Consider the following 15,720-nt stretch of genomic DNA (forward strand, 5'->3'; position numbering starts at 1 on the left):
CTTAGCTGCTAAACCGTTTCAAATGCTTTCAGGTAAAATATTCAGGATTGCGCTGTTTAATGCGGCATTATGGTCAGCGTTCGCCCTTCCTGCATTTAGTCAGGAAACGCCAAATCCAGTCAGGATAGAAGTTGATCTGTCCAGGGTTAAAGCACCTATGCAGCCTATCTGGGCGTTTTTCGGCTACGATGAGCCGAACTATACCTATATGAAGGATGGTAAAAAGCTGCTGACTGAAATTTCACAATTGAGCAAAGTGCCGGTGTATGTCCGCGCCCACAGCTTGCTGGTAACCGGCGACGGTGGGGCAGGACTCAAATGGGGCTCCACAAATGCTTACACGGAAGATGCGCAGGGTAACCCGGTTTACGACTGGAAAATTGTTGACAAGATCTTTGATACCTACATTGAAAGGGGCATGAAGCCCATCGCGCAAATCGGGTTTATGCCGCAGGCGCTTTCCACGAAACCCGAGCCCTACCGCCACCACTGGAAGCCGGGAGACGATTATAACGACATTTACCTGGGCTGGGCCTATCCGCCGAAAGATTATAAAAAATGGGCGGAGCTGGTGTACCAATGGGTGAAACACTCGGTCGCACGATATGGGCAAAAGAAGGTGGAAAGCTGGTACTGGGAGCTTTGGAACGAGCCGAATATCAGCTACTGGAAAGGTACCGTTGATGAATACATCAAATTATACGATTACACGGCAGATGCTGTAAAGCGCGCATTGCCCACTGCGAAAATCGGTGGCCCGGAGGTAACCGGACCAGGTTGGGACAAATCAGAGAAGTTTATGCGGACTTTCCTCGACCACGTGACCAAGGGCAAGAACTATGCAACAGGCAAAACGGGCACACCGATCGACTTCATTACCTATCACGCAAAAGGTGCGCCGAAAATCGTGGACGGACATGTACAGATGAACATGGGTACGCAGCTGCGCGACCTGGATAAGGGTTTTGAAATAGTAGCCTCTTACCCCACCTTGAAAAAGCTTCCCATTATCATCGGTGAGTCAGATCCCGAAGGTTGCGCGGCCTGCTCGGAAGATGTAAGTCCGCAAAATGCTTACCGGAATGGTACCATGTATTCGAGCTACACGGCGGCTTCATTTGCGAGAAAATATGAACTGGCAGAGGCAAGAGGAGTGAACCTGCTGGGCGCGGTAAGCTGGTCTTTCGAGTTTGAAGACCAGGCCTGGTTCCGCGGCTTTCGTGACCTGGCTACCAACGGGGTAGACAAGCCCGTGCTCAATGTATTCCGTATGTTTGGTTTGATGGAAGGAAACCGTGTCGAAGTAAAACAGAACCTCGCCTATAATTTTCTGAAAGTAAGGGACGAGAGTGTCCGCGGTGAGGCTGATATCAATGGTATCGCCTCCAAGGCATCGAATGCAGCCGCTGTTATGGTTTGGAATTACCATGATGATAATGTGCCGGCGGCGGATGCGAATATCCAGGTGGCTGTAAGCGGCCTGCCAGCGCGGGAGGTGCTGATGTACCATTACCGGATTGATAAGGAGAACAGCAATTCGTATGAAGCATGGAAAGCAATGGGATCGCCGAAGCAGCCCACAGCCGAGCAGATCAGGTTACTTGAAAAAGCCGGCCAGCTTTCCCTGCTTACTTCTCCGGAATGGATCAGGCCGAAAGCTGGCCAGGCTATGATAGAAATGCAGCTGCCACGCCAGGGCGTTTCGCTGCTGCATTTCAAATGGTAAATTATTTGCCTACCTGGAAGAGCACACCAATGTGAGCTGACGCGCCGCGGTTATAGAGTTTGGCATCGTCACCGTCTACAGAAGTGGCCAGGTTGCGCAACCCGAGGTGGTAGCGTCCTTCTGCGAAGATTCGAAGTGCCCCCATAGGGTAGGAGAGTCCGGCGCCGCCGACCATTCCAAAGTCGAACTTGCGGCTGTCTTCTCCGAAGCTGTATGTTTCATCCTGGCTCTCGCTGGCTACCAGTTCACCGTCAACATAAGCTTTTGACGTGGATTTTGCCTTTAAATTACCCGCCAGCAAACGTACTTCGGGTCCAATGGAAAAAAGACCTTCCAATTTTCCCAGCTTGGGCCTGTATTGAAAAAGAACAGGTAATTCAATGTAGTTGACTGACAAAGTTCCTTTTACATCAATCTTGAGTTGCTGGCCGTTAATCAGATCCTCGGATTTCATCCTGACCCGCGTGCCGCGTTGTGAAAACCCCGGTTCAAGCTGAATGCTGGTCGAAGGGCCAATCGGGAAGTTGAACAGCACCGCGAAATTCAGTCCTGGTTTAGGTTTGAACGGATAGTTCTCATCATCCTGCACGACAAAATTGGCAAAGTTAGCGCCGGCCCGTAGCCCGACACTCATTTGCGCCCAGGACGCAGACCCGGCGAAAGAACAAAGTACTAATAGCAGGAAAGGACATAGGGATTTTTTCATTTTCACTAGTCATTTAGATTGTTGAGAGAAGTACTTGAAATAATCTTTTAAAGAAAGTAAAGTATGTTAAGATATCTTGTAGAAGATTATTAAATAATATTCGTAAAAGCAGGAGGCTCCGCAGGAGCCGGTAAGAATCTGGTAAGAGACATTTGGCTATAAACAGGAAGCTCCTCTGGAGCTTACGCTACTACTCATTGCGGAGTGTCTGCACAGGGTTCATTAATGCGGCTTTCAGGCTCTGGAAACCTACTGTGAGTACGGCAATGAGAATAACCAGCCCGCCTGCCCCGGCAAACATCCACCACGCTATATCGGTCTGATACGCGAAATCCTGCAGCCATTTTTTCATCAGGTAACCTGCAACGGGACAGGCAATCACGATCGAAATAATGACCAGTCGCAGAAAGTCTTTGGAGACCAGCGCCAGGATCCCGGCAATGCTGGCGCCAAGTACTTTTCTTACACCAATTTCCTTTGTACGCTGCTCCGTCATATAGCTGGCAAGACCAAACAAGCCCAGGCAAGCAATGAAAATAGCCAGCATGGAGGCCAATGCAAATACCTGGCTGTACTGCTTTTCTGTCTGGTACTGCTCATTGTATTTCTGGTCAACAAAATAGTATTCGAACGGATTACCTGGAAATGCAGCTTTGTAGAGGCTTTCCAGTTCTTTAAGCTGCTTTTTCATGTTGGCAGTTGAGACCTGCAATACAAGTCTGCCGCCTGATTTACGGGGCATGAAAATGATCGGGCCAATTGCATTTTGCAGTCCCTGGTGATTGTAATCCTTCACGACGCCCACGATCTCGAAAGGTTGTCCCCAGCTTACAATTCCTCCCACCGCCTTCTGCGGAGACGCAAACCCGAGCTGCCGTGCTGCTGCTTCATTGACCATGAGTTTGCCGCTCTTTTCCCAGGCCAGTTCCGCCTCACGCGAAGTAAAATTGCGACCGGCTACAACGGGTATCTGAAAAACAGTCAGGTAGTGATCATCGATAATGCCCATTGAGTAGCTTTTCTTGGAGTCATCCCATTTGTCGCCCTGCCGGGTAATACCCGATGCATTGAAAGAATAGTAGCTTCCCGGAACAATGCCGGTGTGGCTGTAATTTTTGACGTAAGGCAATGCGGCGATCTGGTCATCGAGCAGTGCAGAGCTGGTGCCAATGCTTTTGTCGTCGCCGATCTGCGGTCCGTTGATCACCAGTCGCTGCTCGGGCCTGAAACCCAGGTCTTTGTTTTGCATGTACTGCAGCTGGTTGTACAAAACGAGCGTTGCGATGATCAGAATAACGGAAACGCTGAACTGGGCAACTACGAGCACTTTCCGGAGCCAGTTGTCTTTACCTGCATTCAATTTCAAACCCGCTGCGCCTTTCAGTATCTGGACGGGCTGCAGGGAAGTCACCGAAAAGGCCACATAGCTTCCCGAAAGAAACGCGCCCGAAACCAGCAGCAAAGCTGCAAGTAGCCAGGAAGGATCGTTGAGCAAGGCAGTCAGCGAAAAATCCTTTTGCGTAAATTCATTAAAATGCGGCTGGACAAAGAATACGAGCAATATGCCGAGGGCAAAACCGAGCAGGTTAAGCAGAAAGGATTCGCCTAAAAACTGATTGATCAGCTGGAACCTGCCAGCGCCGACTACTTTCCTGACACCAACTTCTTTCGCGCGTTTCAGGGATGCAGCCGTGGAAAGGTTAATGTAATTGAACCAGGCAATGACAAGGATCAGAACGGCGATGCCGCTGAGCAGGTACACAAAAGAGAGGCTCCCACTGGTAGGGTAAGCATCGTCCATGGAGGAGCCGAGATGGATATCAGCAAGCGGTTGCAGAACAAATTTGCTTTTATCCTCGGGATTCAGCTTTTGCTTGAATGCATTTACTTTCTTCTCAAATGCGGCCGGATCAGCTTTTTCATGGAGTTGGAAAAAGTTGGTCACAAAGGATCCGTCAAATCTGTCCAGCCGCGCCCATTCATTTCCATTCAGGTTAGCCGGGTTGGCAAGTGTTTGCAGGGAAAGTACGGCATCGAACCGGATATCTGAATTTTCGGGCATATCCTCGTACACTGCAGTTACCGTATACAAGGTTCTTCCGAACTGGTTATTCATGATCAATGTCTTTCCGACAACCTTTTCAGTGCCAAAATACTTCCTGGCGCGCGAAGCAGCCAATGCAACCGTGTTCGTTTCAGAAAGGGCAGACTGCGCATTTCCTTGAAGTAATGGAAATGTAAAAAGGGTAAAAAAGCTAGCGTCGGCATAAGCGAGCGCATCTTCGCGGAAGCTCTGTATATTTCCTTTCGTGCCCTGGCCTTCGATGGAGATTACGCCGTTTGCCGAACCTTCCGCGACCCTGCAATAGGTTTTTACCTCGCTGAACTCCTTTCTGATCAAAGGCGCGATCGCCGGCTTCATTTGCACAAAAACGTCGCCTGTTGGCTGACTGTCAAGCATCCGGTAGATCGAAGGCAGATTTTTGTGGAACTGGTTGACGCTTTTCTCAAAAGCCACATATTCGAATATGAGGACGAAAGCGGCGATGCCCAGACCAAGTCCGGCTACATTGATGATGGAGAACAGCCTGTTCTTGCGCAGACTGCGAATCGCGATTTTGAGGTAGGACTGGAACATGAGTTTGGAACGACAGCTAGGTTTTTGATTGAATCAGCGAAGATTATGCCACTGTTCAAAACCTGTCTGAATCGTTCCAATCGGCTGTTTGTCAATAAGTGCTGTACGATTCCGAACAATTTAATATCGGGTCTGTTCGGTGCTTTCGAAGCATGCAGTAAATATCAAAGAACCTGCCATAAACTGTTTTCAGGATTAATTACTTGCAGTCTGTTTTTTCCAGCTTCACACCCGCATAACGGACATTGGCTTTGTCGGCAAAAACGAATTTTCCATCCTTGAAAATCCTGTCGCCGATTCCTTCTACCAGCAAAGTGTCGTTTCTCAGAAAGGTAACTTCATTGACGAATTCGGAATCGGCAGACATGAAAGTGTAAGTTCCCCAGAGCGTATCGCCGGCCATTTTGCCGAGGAATAGTCCATTGTTCTGGTCCTTTTCATAAAGCTTGTAGCCCAGACTGCCCTTTATACTATCCCCATACATCAATGCATTAAACAGTACGGTATCCTTTTGCACGAATGAGGAATAGCACAGATTGAATGTACTGTCCGATTCAGATTTTTTGGTGTTAAGCGCCGAGTTCTCAGTTGGTCCGGAATTGCAGGCAGTCAGGAACATAGCGCCCAGGAAAAGCAGTGTAATGCAGTTTTTCATTTTGAAGATTTCAGTTTTAAATCGTACGAAGTTCACCTTAAATGCCCGCAAAGCTATCTTTTCCCGGAGCGCCAAAATGTGACGGTAGTAGGCTCAGATTATGAGAATGGTCATGATTTACAACTCAGTCTGCTCAGTAGCCGGGATACTTCCCTGAAAAGGGATGGTGGTCAGAAACTCCCAAGGTCCGCCTTTGTAGCGCCACAAACGGATTCCGCTGACTGCGAAACTGAATGGTTCGAAGCTGCCCGACAGCTCGGCCAGCAGTTTTTTGGCAGCGGCCGGCTCCACCTTGTTTTGAACGGTAATATGAAAATTCCTCTTTTGCCGGTCCTGGTTGGTCAGGTATTGCGACCAGTGTTTTTGCAGCGTCTGATGCAATGCAGGCAGCTCCGGTGCCCCGATCTTGAAAGCGGTACCAAAGCCAAGTGAAACAACCTGCAAGGCAGTAACCGTAAAAGGCGGCTGATCCTGCGCGAGCTTAATAATATCTTCCATAATCCACGGCTCGTCCGGTAATGCGTGAAAAAGGGTCAGATGGGCATTAAGGTAGTTACGCTCAGGCGGGAAATGCATTTGACGGAGCCGATCAAAATAATCCTGGGCAGCAGGCGTGATCAGCAGCGTGGCCACCAGCGGGTCCCGTGCAGGTTCGTCCTGCGAAAAGTGCGTTTGTTCCATCTGATCTTGTTGGTTGACTTACCAGACCATGCAATGATCGTACCTTTGCCGTATTTCGCAACCGTTACCAACTCCCGCACAGCATTGAGCAACAGCAAGCAGATCGTGATCGACGGCAACGCAATCCACGATATACCATCCTTTTATGAAGAGATCAACCGCGTATTTATGAAGGATGAAAACTGGATTTTGGGCGCAAGTCTCGACGCATTCAGTGACTTGCTGTTCGGAGCATTTGGTGAAATAAAAGGAGACGAACCTGTCGAGCTAATCTGGATCAATCAGCGCAGGAGCCGCGAAAAATTAGGTTTTGAAACAACCCTTGCCTACTACACCGAAAAGCTTGCCCCCGATTCTCCATTTAACAAAACCCTTTTTGCAGAAAAAAGAAGGGCACTGGAATGCGGAGAAGGACAAACGTATTTTGAAATCATCCTGGAAATCATTGCTGAACATCCCAATATCACATTAAAAGAAGCATTGTAGTCGCTCTGGCCTGTGCGTTGAAACTACAATTCAGCTTCATTTTGCGCGGGTCGGGCCAGGTAAATATGCATTTCACAAAGTCCCGGGTTGAACGTCGCAGTACCCGCCAGATACCTTTGTTCCGAATCAGCGCCAGCCTCTCACCATCCAGGATAATTTTGTGTCGGGACGATACAACGATCCCGCACTTTCCAGGCCTCTTTAAGCAAGATAAGCAACCCTTTCATAGACCGGAATTGCCGGTAGATCACTGTGGTTCATTCCTTTCATCCTGTTTAAGCCTGCCTGTTATGAGACTTTTCTTCCTTGCTTTTTTGATACTGGCGTCTGCTGCCGGATTCGCTCAGGATACCACCAGCGTTTCCTTTGCCGAGGAGCAGGATACATTGGTCCGGCAGCGGTTTGTCGATCGGTACGAAAACGTTTTCATGACCAAAGTTCCATCGCGTCACATGTTCAAGGTCGGACTGACGTTCCTGCCAAACTATTTGATAAGTGTTGAAAACAGCAGCAATGATGGAACGCAGCTGGATCTCGGATATGAATACAAGGTGCTGCCTTCATGGTCGGTAGGCGCAGACGCCGGTGTGAGCGGGAACTGGGGCTCGAATGTGGGATTTGGAGGGATGTTATCAGCCAAAGTGTATACCCGCTGGTACTATGACATGCGCCGCAGGATCAGGGAAGGAACAAGTGTCAACAATTTCACTGGTAACTTCCTCGCATTGGTCGGCGAGAGGCACTGGGGCAAAGGTGCTGCAAACAACCAGCTTCAAAGACTGGGCATAGAGTTCGGCCTGCAGCGACGGTTTTTCAATCTCGGTCGGATCGAACTGGGTGTCGGTTTGTACTATCAGGATTTTAAACAGAGAGAATCTCCGTTTTTGCTTGCTTATCACCTGAACAAATCGTCGCAATTTGCAATTACCTCGCGCACCAGCATGGGGATCGGGTTCGGGGATTGGAAACGACAAAAGAACCTGCCGATCTGTGAGGTTTTGTTTTGTGAAGATGATGTGCAGCAACAATGGAAATTGTTGTGGCCCAAACTGTACCTTTCTCCCAATTTCGTAAATGGGACAGTCGGCGCGGGTTACGAAAGAAAGATTGCCAAAAGTCCTTTTTCGCTAAATACCCAGGTTACTGCATTTTATATGCGCATTGCTTCAAAGGGATTGTCTTATCCATTAAATCGTGTTTCAGTCAGCAACGATTTTCAGGTCCATTCTTCCATTCAAATGCGGTATTATTTACACCAGCGTCAAAACATCAGGCTTGGGAAGGGCGGCAACAACTTATCCGGACCTTACATAGGTCCGTACGCCGACCATTTATTTTATCACAGCGAGACCATATTTGGCGTTGGTAAAAGTAAAAAGCACGTGGGTTTGGGAGTGGGATTTGGCCAGCAGCAAACCATCTTCAACAAAGCTTATGTTGATCTTTCGGTCGGCGTCAGCCACAATCTTTTGAAAACAGATGCAGATTCGAAGCGTTTCCTGGGCGCAGTTAAGCTTGGCTTCGGGTTGATTTTGTAAAATGTGAAGGGGAGAAGCTGTCTAATAAATATATCCGAAATCGCGCAGCTGCTGCAAGGGTTCCTGCAAGAGAATAGTCCGTCCGCCGTTGTTGAGCAGATATACCTGGTCCGACAATGCCAGTACATCCCGGTAATAATGATCTGAGATAAGAATGCCTTTGGTGGCTTTCAACGCCAAAAGCCACGCCTTGATCCGCTCGACATGCAGCGGCATCAGATTCGAAAACGGTTCATCCAGCATGATAAACTCAGCCGGACAAGAGATAACCATGATGGTCTCGATCAAACGCTGCTCGCCTCCTGATAGCTGATTCAGCCGCTGCGGCAACATTCTTTGCAGCTCAGGGAAGTACGCACCCGCTTCCGAAACGGGGACTTCGTAAAGCCGCAATGCTTCCGAAACTTTGAGGTACCCGGGGACAAACTGCCGCTGAGGCAGGTACGCAGCCGCATTGGGTTGCTGGTAAAGTTTGCTGACGTATTTCTTGTTAATCCTTACAGAGCAGTTTTGAGCTGCCCTGGTTCCGTAAATCACTTCCAGCAAACTCGATTTCCCGCTTCCATTCCGCCCCAGCAGGCCCACAATATTTCCCTTCTCTATTTTCAGGTAAATGTTCTGAAGAATTTTCCTGCGGCCATATTCCAGCAGGATACTGTCGGCTTCGAGCATATTCATCCGAAAATGATGGTCGCTAAAATGATCCATAATGCGAATACGACAAGATCGAGCAGGTAGGCCAGCAAAGCCAGCTTTACCTCCGACAGTCCGAAATGGTGGTAAAAAACAAAGCCTTTCCTGTTTGAGGAACGGAACAGGTACCATATCAGCACCTGGCATGCGCTCCGCAACCAGAGGAAAGCAAGGATAAACGTGGGGAACACCTCAGATGTTAAAGATGGAAAACCCGCAATGCCCCACATCAGCAGGGAAGTGGCTGTGGTTACCGGCCAGATACTTCTATGAAAAACAGACACAACTTGAAGCTTTCGCATTCCCTTTTTTTTGGGGAAGATAGCGTGCTTCAATCAGCAGCGGGAAAATTTAACAACTTTTAACCTGGCTGACCAGCTTCTGAAAAGCGCATTTACTTTCGCACAACATCGCAGTCCGTGACCAGTCCCGCTGCGGTTAAATGGACAAGTACAAACTGGTCTGGTTTATCGGCGAGAAGCCGGTAAGTAACAATTTCACTCACATCACTGCCGTGCCGCTGAATGCCGCGACCCTGTACGTTTTCAGAATGTACAAGCTGGATGGATTTCATTCCAAGCAGGTCGCGGGTTCCCTGTGTGAAAGAGCGGCGGGTTCCGTCCGCTATACCCGGCGTTTCTTCCACCATTTTCCCGCCTTTGCCCATTGCATTCAGCGCAACTTCTATCTGCTTCGTGCGGCCCGGAGTCGGGTCGGAGATGGTTTTTGGGTTTGAAAATAGCGGTCCGATCCGCGGGACTTTGCGTTGGTCATTTCCTGTTTTCCACATAAAGTCGGTTACCTTACCATTTGCATCGGGCGTAAAAATGACGATCGCATCACGGTCGGTGGAGGCGAATTGGGTTGGCGAGAGTGGCACAAATTCCTCGTCCGGCAGGTTGTCGGTTAATGAATAAAGGCGGTTGTTTTCAAATTGGAAGGCGATCATTCTGTTGTTATCCAGCTCATACCTTCCTTCAAAAGCCGCGGTTTGCGACGGAGTGACACTGGCTGCAATCCGTTGAATGGGTTTGCTCACCGGAAAGCCTTCCCAATGGTAATGCGCGGCAACTGCATTCAACACCTGGCCCACCATTCTTGAATTATCATTGGCATTAATCATGATCACCACGCCCTGTCCGGTCTCTGCGCCAGCTGTAATCAAAGCGTCAAATCCTTCGTCACGCCCTCCGTGTCCAAAGCGGAGGTTTTTCCCAGTGCCTTCCACAAACACGCCGAGTCCGTCATTGTTTTTCTGGTCGGTGAGCATTTGCTTGATCATGGATTGAGAGAGTACTGAACCGGCTTTTCCCGCAAGACCATTTTGAATACTGATTGCGAAACGAGCCAGGTCCGACGGTGTGGTCCACAATCCTGCGGCTGCCATTTCGGGGTAAATATGCCAGCGGCCTTCTACCATCGCCCTGTCGCTCGTGTGAGCAGTAGCGGTCAGCCTGGCCTTGTCCGCGGGCAGCGGCTGTGCAAAAGTACTTTCGCGCATGTTGATGGGAGCCAGCACCGTTTCCTGCATAAACGCGGGGAAGGATTTACCGGTGACATCGATGATCATTTGCTGCATTACCGTGTACCCGCCACCGGAATAGCGCCATTGGCTGCCGGGAACAAAGTCGACGCGCACAGGGCCGGTGTTAGCCGGTGGGGTCCCATCAAGTATCTGTACAACAGACGGGATAGATCCGGCTGCCGGATACCCCGGAAATCCGCTGACGGTCAATCCGGTAGTGTGGCTGAGTAAGCCGCGTAATGTAACTTTCTTGTCTTCTAAAAATTCATTTTCAGGTACTTTCCAGGTTTTGAGTTTGTTGTTAACATCTTCGTCAAGCGACAGTTTGCCTTTTTCCACCAAAAACAATGCGCCTGCTGCCGAGACGGATTTGCTGATTGAGCCGGCTAGAAACAAAGTCGATTCCGTCACTGGTACCTTGCCCGTTTTATCTGTAAACCCGTAACCTTTGGCCTTCACTATTTTACCATCCTGAATAACAGCCAGCGAGAGCCCCGGTACCTGCCGCTTTTTCATAATTGACTCAATGAAAATGTCCAGGCTGTCTGCCTTGATTTCTGATTTGACCTGATTACTTACACCAATTTCTGACGCTGAATTTGCCACCTGGCTTTGCAAAGTAATGGCCGCCAGCAGGAGGAATGTATATTTCATTCTGGGTAATGGTTTCGTGTAAATGATTAAAGTAAACAGGCGAAATCTCCTAGTCTGCGCGGAGCGCCTTTACCGGGTTCTCTAAAGCAGCTTTCAATGCCTGGAAACTTACGGTCGCAATCGTGAGTAAAAGTGCAGCCAGTCCCGGGCCCGCAAATATCCACCACGACATTTCTGAGCGGTAAGGGTATTTTGATAACATTTGGGCAAGAAAGTAGTAGCTGACAGGCGCGGCAATGCAAATCGCGACCAATGTAAGGTATACAAAATCCCGTGCGATCATGGCCCAGATACCCGCAACGGATGCACCCAGAACCTTCCGGATGCCAATCTCGCCCCGCCTTTGTTCGGCAGTGAAAGCTGCCAGCCCGAACAAGCCCAGACAGGATATACAGATCGCAACAGCAGCAAAAATAAAAGTAAGCTGGCCGATGCGGTTTTCGGCACTGAACTTTGATCCGTATTGCATTTCGGCAAACTGGAAATCGAACACGGCGCCGGGTATGTGCCTGTCAAACAGCGGGCGGATTTTGGTGAGCGCAGTGGCTGTCTCGACATCTTTATTCAGCTTGACAAACAGGTAATTAGGTGCGTAAGTCATGAAGTAAATCGTCCGCTTCACAGGTTCGTAGGGCGACTGCATTACCATATCCTGCACAACGCCCACAATGTGGTATTCAGCGTCTACGAAAGTCCCGTCTTTCCAGCGCACCGTCGTTCCCACAGGGTCAGTAAGTCCCATGTATTTGGCGGCAGACTGGTTGATGATGATCGCAGAAGAATCGGCGATGAAGTCTTTTGAAAAATCCCTTCCCTGCATCACCTTCCAGCCGACAGTCTTCCCATAGCTGTGCGAGGCTGCTATCACTGCAAATTGATCCTCGTCAGTTCCCGCTTTGCCTTTCCAGGAAAACCCGCGGGCATTGGAAAGTACATCCGTAACAGGACCGGAAGATTGCGCCACAGATGATACCACCCCTGATTGCAGCAGATCGTTTTTCAATGCTTCCAGCTGCGCATTGCCGCGCGGTATCTTCACATTCAGCAAACCCTTCTGATCATAGCCGGTATCCCTGTTTTGCCCAAACTGAACCTGGCGGAATACACCTACGGTACCGATAATAAGGGAAACGGAAATGGTAAATTGCAGTACAACCAGCACCTTCCGCGGTACCGAGGCGAACCTGCCGGAATTACCCGCGCCAGATTTCAAGATGTTCACTGGCTTAAAAGACGAGAGATACAAGGCCGGATATCCGCCCGCCGCGAGGCTCACCGGCGCACAGAAGGCAATGGCGATCCAAAGGAAATAGGGATTTTGAAAAGGTCCGTTCTGGCCAAAAAAATCAATGTGCTTGTCCGTAATTGCATTAAACTGAGGCAAAGCGACCTGCACAACGAGCAGAGCGGCCGCAAACGAAAACGCAACCATAAGAGACGATTCACAGATAAACTGAAAAACAAGCTGTGCGCGCATGGAACCGACAGCTTTGCGCACACCAACTTCCCTCGCACGTTGCGCGGACCGGGCTGTGCTCAGGTTCATGAAATTGATGCAGGCCAGCAGGAGAATGAAAATCGCAATTCCGGTGAAGAGTTTGACATAGTAGATCTGTCCGCCTGTATTAACACCATTTTCCCAGTCAGCATACAAATGCCACCTGTCCATCGGATGCAGTGAAATGAGTGAGGCGCCCGACCCGGCTTTATTTTGAAGGTGTTGGGAAGGTATGTTCTTTATCTTTTCCGAGGCGGCTGCTATCGTGGTGCTTTTCCGGGTTTGCACCAGGATTTCGAATGTATTTACCTCCCAATTATCCTTTATTTCATCTACCCACCGCCGGCTTTTAGCCGAGGTGAAGAGCTTCCACGGAGCAATGAACGCCAGGTTATAGTAGTCTGAATTGGACGGAAAATCCTTGTATACACCTGCTACAATCCCTTTCAGCTCGTTGTCAATGGTCAGGATCCGTCCATTCGCCTCCTTCGTGCCGAAAATCGAAGCAGCGGCAGATTCCGAAAGCAGCAGGTTTGTAGGGCCTTCCAATGCGGCATCACTGCCGCTGAGCATTTGCAGCGACAGGATTTTGGCCCCGTCAGGTTCCATGAACCGGCCCTTTTTCCTGAATTTGTGCTCGCCTGACATCAGGTTATAATCTTCCGTATCCCACGAAACAGCAACGTGTTCAAAGTCCCCAGCGAAATCCTCCCTCAATGTAGCAGCGAGCGGAAACGGCATATTGGGCGAGCTGACGATTTCTCCGTTTTGAGTGCGGTGCGCCATTAACCTTGCTACGTGCCGATGGTTTTCAGCGGCTTTATTGAAATTCCACTCGTCCCATACCCATACAAAAATCAGCATGGCCACGCCCATACCTAGCGTGAGGCCCGACAGGTTGATCAGGGTGTAGCCCTTGTTTTTGTAAAAACCTCTGAATGCGATTTTAAAGTAGTTTTTGAGCATGTAGGGAAGTCGGATAGGGTAGCCGGGATCAGGTTTTTTAGGCTCTTTGTGCTATGTCACTACTTGTAAGATAAATATAGTGCCATGTTGATAATTAGCTGGTCAGTCTGTTTTTCCATGCATTCATGTTCGTATTCGGACACTTTTTCCAACGTTTTCGGACAGCATCCCAGCGTTTGCAGAAACAGATTTTTGCAGCGGCACAATGTTTGAGACGCACAGGACTGTACGCAACATCAAAAGGTATTTACCAGTAATCCCTGCAAGACTGCATTTATGAAAAAGAAAGACAGTTTGAAAAAAAGCTATATGAAAATGCTCGAATGGTACCAGTACCGGGCAGAAGAAAATACAGGATCATTGAAAAAGCTGCAAAAGCTGCTGGCCGAACTGGACAGGGAATCGGAAGCGAGTGAAGCTTATGAAAAAGACGTGGACGATCTGGAATCGCTCAAATTCATTTATGAAACCGGTATCCGCAATTTTGAAAGCCAGGTGGAGAAGTACAAAGCAATGATCGCCGAAATGTAAACGGGAGAGCACAATACACTGCATTGTGCTCTCATTTATTATGATTTTAGCTTCGCATTGAAAAAATCGATCGTGCGTTTCCAGGCAAGCTCGGCAGCTGCTTTGTCGTACCGCGGCGTGGTATCGTTGTGAAAACCGTGGTTTACCTCGGGATAGATGTAGGCTTCATATTCCTTGTTGTTGGCGGTTAATGCAGCCTGATAGGCAGGCCAGCCTTCATTCACGCGGGTATCGAGCCCGGCATAGTGGAGTAGCAGCGGCGCTTTAATTTTCGGCACATCTTCCGTCGCAGGCTGACCTCCGTAAAATGGTACAGCAGCTGCCAGTTCAGGCACGCGTACTGCCATCATATTGGCAATGCCGCCGCCGAAACAAAATCCGACCACGCCGATTTTCCCATTGCAGTCAGGATGATTTTTGAGGTAGTCAAATGCACCGATGAAATCCTCCTGCATTTCATTCCTGTCGCGCTTGCTTTGCATGGTGCGGCCTTCGTCGTCATTACCGGGATAGCCGCCAAGCGGGGTAAGTGCGTCGGGAGCGACGGAAAGAAAGCCCGCCAGTGCGGCCCGCCTGCCCACATCCTCGATGTGCGGGTTCAGGCCGCGGTTTTCGTGAACAACAATCACTCCGCCCAGCTTTCCTTTCGCATCAGCCGGTTTGGAAAGCAAAGCTTTGATCTTGCCGCCGCCTTTTGGAGAATCATACGTGATATAGTCGGATTTCAGCCTTGGATCGCCTGCATGTACCTGGATCGCGCCGTGGTAATCGGGCATAAGAAAGCTCATCAACGAAGCTACTGTAATCCCGCCAACCGCGTAAGCAGACAGTTTTTGCATAAAATCCCGCCTTTCCACCCGGTTGTGCGCGTAGTCGTCGTAGAGGTCAAACACTTCCTGTTTGATATCTTCTTTCCTGATTTCTGACATATATCATTTTGGGTTGATGTGATATGTAAATATATAGATTTGACCCGATATCCCTGCTTATGTATGCTTCACCCGAACTTATTACCGGTAACAAAATAATTTCGACCGATTACTAGCGTTTTTGGCACAAAACGGATAATTTATGTGGCAAAAATGCATTCATCCATGAATTCAAATCTAGAAGAGAAACGGAGGGAGTTGTTTGAACTTCATAAAGCGAAACTGGGCACTGACGCCCCGCTGATGAGAAGGCCGGTTGCTGCGCCCGCGGTGGCACAGAAAGTAAGCGCGACTAAAATGAGAGAAGCGGAACCCAGAGCGCCGCTCACCGCCAGAAGCAAGATCACGTATGTTATCATCGGCATTACTGCGCTGATCGTCGTAGCCGAGCTCGTATTCCTCGCTAGTCAGGCAGGTTGGCTCGGATAATCAAAGCTTTTTACGAATACCTGTCTCATTTTACATGGTTGTATAGCACGATTGTTTTAGTACAC

At 49.2% G+C, this 15,720-nt stretch carries 14 protein-coding genes; 5 read left to right on the top strand and 9 right to left on the bottom strand.

Annotated features, from left to right (window positions below; translation table 11 throughout):
* Window positions 1-22: 22 nt before the first annotated feature.
* Window positions 23-1,726, top strand: a complete 1,704-nt coding sequence (locus tag ASG33_RS07855; RefSeq protein WP_082489111.1) for a GH39 family glycosyl hydrolase — start codon at window positions 23-25, stop codon at window positions 1,724-1,726.
* Window position 1,727: 1 nt separating this feature from the next.
* Here ASG33_RS07855 and ASG33_RS07860 read toward each other — a convergent pair whose 3' ends face one another.
* The 4 genes from ASG33_RS07860 to ASG33_RS07875 all read right to left on the bottom strand — a co-directional run bounded on the left by ASG33_RS07860 (window position 1,728) and on the right by ASG33_RS07875 (window position 6,406).
* Window positions 1,728-2,432, bottom strand: a complete 705-nt coding sequence (locus ASG33_RS07860) for a porin family protein (RefSeq protein ID WP_157474604.1) — start codon at window positions 2,430-2,432, stop codon at window positions 1,728-1,730.
* Between the two features lie 190 nt (window positions 2,433-2,622).
* On the bottom strand, window positions 2,623-5,070 hold the full coding sequence (locus tag ASG33_RS07865; protein ID WP_056282200.1) for an ABC transporter permease: 2,448 nt from the start codon (window positions 5,068-5,070) through the stop codon (window positions 2,623-2,625).
* Window positions 5,071-5,269: 199 nt separating this feature from the next.
* Complete coding sequence (locus tag ASG33_RS07870) at window positions 5,270-5,725, bottom strand: hypothetical protein (protein WP_157474606.1); 456 nt, start codon at window positions 5,723-5,725, stop codon at window positions 5,270-5,272.
* A 117-nt stretch (window positions 5,726-5,842) separates the two neighbouring features.
* Window positions 5,843-6,406 (bottom strand): 2'-5' RNA ligase family protein, encoded by a 564-nt coding sequence (locus ASG33_RS07875; protein WP_056282206.1) that lies wholly within the window; start codon window positions 6,404-6,406, stop codon window positions 5,843-5,845.
* Between the two features lie 33 nt (window positions 6,407-6,439).
* Between ASG33_RS07875 and ASG33_RS07880 the strand changes: the two genes are divergently transcribed.
* Together ASG33_RS07880 and ASG33_RS07885 are read left to right on the top strand one after the other, a co-directional pair.
* Window positions 6,440-6,892, top strand: coding sequence for a ribonuclease inhibitor (locus ASG33_RS07880; RefSeq protein ID WP_229238592.1), 453 nt, complete (start codon window positions 6,440-6,442; stop codon window positions 6,890-6,892).
* Between the two features lie 290 nt (window positions 6,893-7,182).
* On the top strand, window positions 7,183-8,430 hold the full coding sequence (locus ASG33_RS07885) for a hypothetical protein (RefSeq protein WP_056282209.1): 1,248 nt from the start codon (window positions 7,183-7,185) through the stop codon (window positions 8,428-8,430).
* 21 nt (window positions 8,431-8,451) lie between these two features.
* Here the strand turns inward: ASG33_RS07885 and ASG33_RS07890 are convergent, their stop codons facing one another.
* From ASG33_RS07890 to ASG33_RS07905, 4 genes are all read right to left on the bottom strand, one after another.
* Window positions 8,452-9,108, bottom strand: coding sequence for an ATP-binding cassette domain-containing protein (locus ASG33_RS07890; protein ID WP_229238593.1), 657 nt, complete (start codon window positions 9,106-9,108; stop codon window positions 8,452-8,454).
* The gene (locus ASG33_RS07895; RefSeq protein WP_157474608.1) at window positions 9,105-9,425 is read right to left on the bottom strand and encodes a hypothetical protein; all 321 of its coding nucleotides are present in this window, start codon (window positions 9,423-9,425) and stop codon (window positions 9,105-9,107) included. Before ASG33_RS07895 ends, ASG33_RS07890 begins: the two co-directional genes overlap by 4 nt.
* Window positions 9,426-9,517: 92 nt before the next feature.
* Window positions 9,518-11,302, bottom strand: coding sequence for a serine hydrolase (locus ASG33_RS07900; protein ID WP_056282217.1), 1,785 nt, complete (start codon window positions 11,300-11,302; stop codon window positions 9,518-9,520).
* Between the two features lie 49 nt (window positions 11,303-11,351).
* Window positions 11,352-13,766, bottom strand: coding sequence for an ABC transporter permease (locus tag ASG33_RS07905; RefSeq protein ID WP_056282219.1), 2,415 nt, complete (start codon window positions 13,764-13,766; stop codon window positions 11,352-11,354).
* Window positions 13,767-14,042: 276 nt separating this feature from the next.
* Between ASG33_RS07905 and ASG33_RS07910 the strand changes: the two genes are divergently transcribed.
* Window positions 14,043-14,297: a hypothetical protein gene (locus tag ASG33_RS07910; protein ID WP_056282221.1), complete on the top strand. Its 255-nt coding sequence runs from the start codon at window positions 14,043-14,045 to the stop codon at window positions 14,295-14,297.
* A gap of 38 nt (window positions 14,298-14,335) precedes the next feature.
* Here ASG33_RS07910 and ASG33_RS07915 read toward each other — a convergent pair whose 3' ends face one another.
* Window positions 14,336-15,226 carry a dienelactone hydrolase family protein gene (locus ASG33_RS07915; protein ID WP_056282225.1) on the bottom strand — a complete coding sequence of 297 codons (891 nt, stop codon included), beginning with the start codon at window positions 15,224-15,226 and terminating at the stop codon, window positions 14,336-14,338.
* Window positions 15,227-15,391: 165 nt separating this feature from the next.
* Here ASG33_RS07915 and ASG33_RS07920 point away from each other — a divergent pair, with 165 nt between their 5' ends.
* Window positions 15,392-15,655 (top strand): hypothetical protein, encoded by a 264-nt coding sequence (locus ASG33_RS07920; protein WP_056282228.1) that lies wholly within the window; start codon window positions 15,392-15,394, stop codon window positions 15,653-15,655.
* The last annotated feature ends 65 nt before the right edge of the window (window positions 15,656-15,720 follow it).

Origin of the sequence: Dyadobacter sp. Leaf189 (assembly GCF_001424405.1) — a bacterium.
Classification (GTDB): domain Bacteria; phylum Bacteroidota; class Bacteroidia; order Cytophagales; family Spirosomataceae; genus Dyadobacter.

What these genes read in the sequence shown, in the direction of transcription:
- ASG33_RS07915 (WP_056282225.1), bottom strand. Translation starts at nt 15,226, where the DNA reads ATGTCAGAAATCAGGAAAGAAGATATCAAACAGGAAGTGTTTGACCTC.
- ASG33_RS07855 (WP_082489111.1), top strand. Translation starts at nt 23, where the DNA reads ATGCTTTCAGGTAAAATATTCAGGATTGCGCTGTTTAATGCGGCATTA.
- ASG33_RS07860 (WP_157474604.1), bottom strand. Translation starts at nt 2,432, where the DNA reads ATGAAAAAATCCCTATGTCCTTTCCTGCTATTAGTACTTTGTTCTTTC.
- ASG33_RS07865 (WP_056282200.1), bottom strand. Translation starts at nt 5,070, where the DNA reads ATGTTCCAGTCCTACCTCAAAATCGCGATTCGCAGTCTGCGCAAGAAC.
- ASG33_RS07905 (WP_056282219.1), bottom strand. Translation starts at nt 13,766, where the DNA reads ATGCTCAAAAACTACTTTAAAATCGCATTCAGAGGTTTTTACAAAAAC.
- ASG33_RS07885 (WP_056282209.1), top strand. Translation starts at nt 7,183, where the DNA reads ATGAGACTTTTCTTCCTTGCTTTTTTGATACTGGCGTCTGCTGCCGGA.
- ASG33_RS07870 (WP_157474606.1), bottom strand. Translation starts at nt 5,725, where the DNA reads ATGAAAAACTGCATTACACTGCTTTTCCTGGGCGCTATGTTCCTGACT.
- ASG33_RS07880 (WP_229238592.1), top strand. Translation starts at nt 6,440, where the DNA reads ATGATCGTACCTTTGCCGTATTTCGCAACCGTTACCAACTCCCGCACA.
- ASG33_RS07910 (WP_056282221.1), top strand. Translation starts at nt 14,043, where the DNA reads ATGAAAAAGAAAGACAGTTTGAAAAAAAGCTATATGAAAATGCTCGAA.
- ASG33_RS07920 (WP_056282228.1), top strand. Translation starts at nt 15,392, where the DNA reads ATGAATTCAAATCTAGAAGAGAAACGGAGGGAGTTGTTTGAACTTCAT.
- ASG33_RS07890 (WP_229238593.1), bottom strand. Translation starts at nt 9,108, where the DNA reads ATGAATATGCTCGAAGCCGACAGTATCCTGCTGGAATATGGCCGCAGG.
- ASG33_RS07895 (WP_157474608.1), bottom strand. Translation starts at nt 9,425, where the DNA reads ATGCGAAAGCTTCAAGTTGTGTCTGTTTTTCATAGAAGTATCTGGCCG.
- ASG33_RS07900 (WP_056282217.1), bottom strand. Translation starts at nt 11,302, where the DNA reads ATGAAATATACATTCCTCCTGCTGGCGGCCATTACTTTGCAAAGCCAG.
- ASG33_RS07875 (WP_056282206.1), bottom strand. Translation starts at nt 6,406, where the DNA reads ATGGAACAAACGCACTTTTCGCAGGACGAACCTGCACGGGACCCGCTG.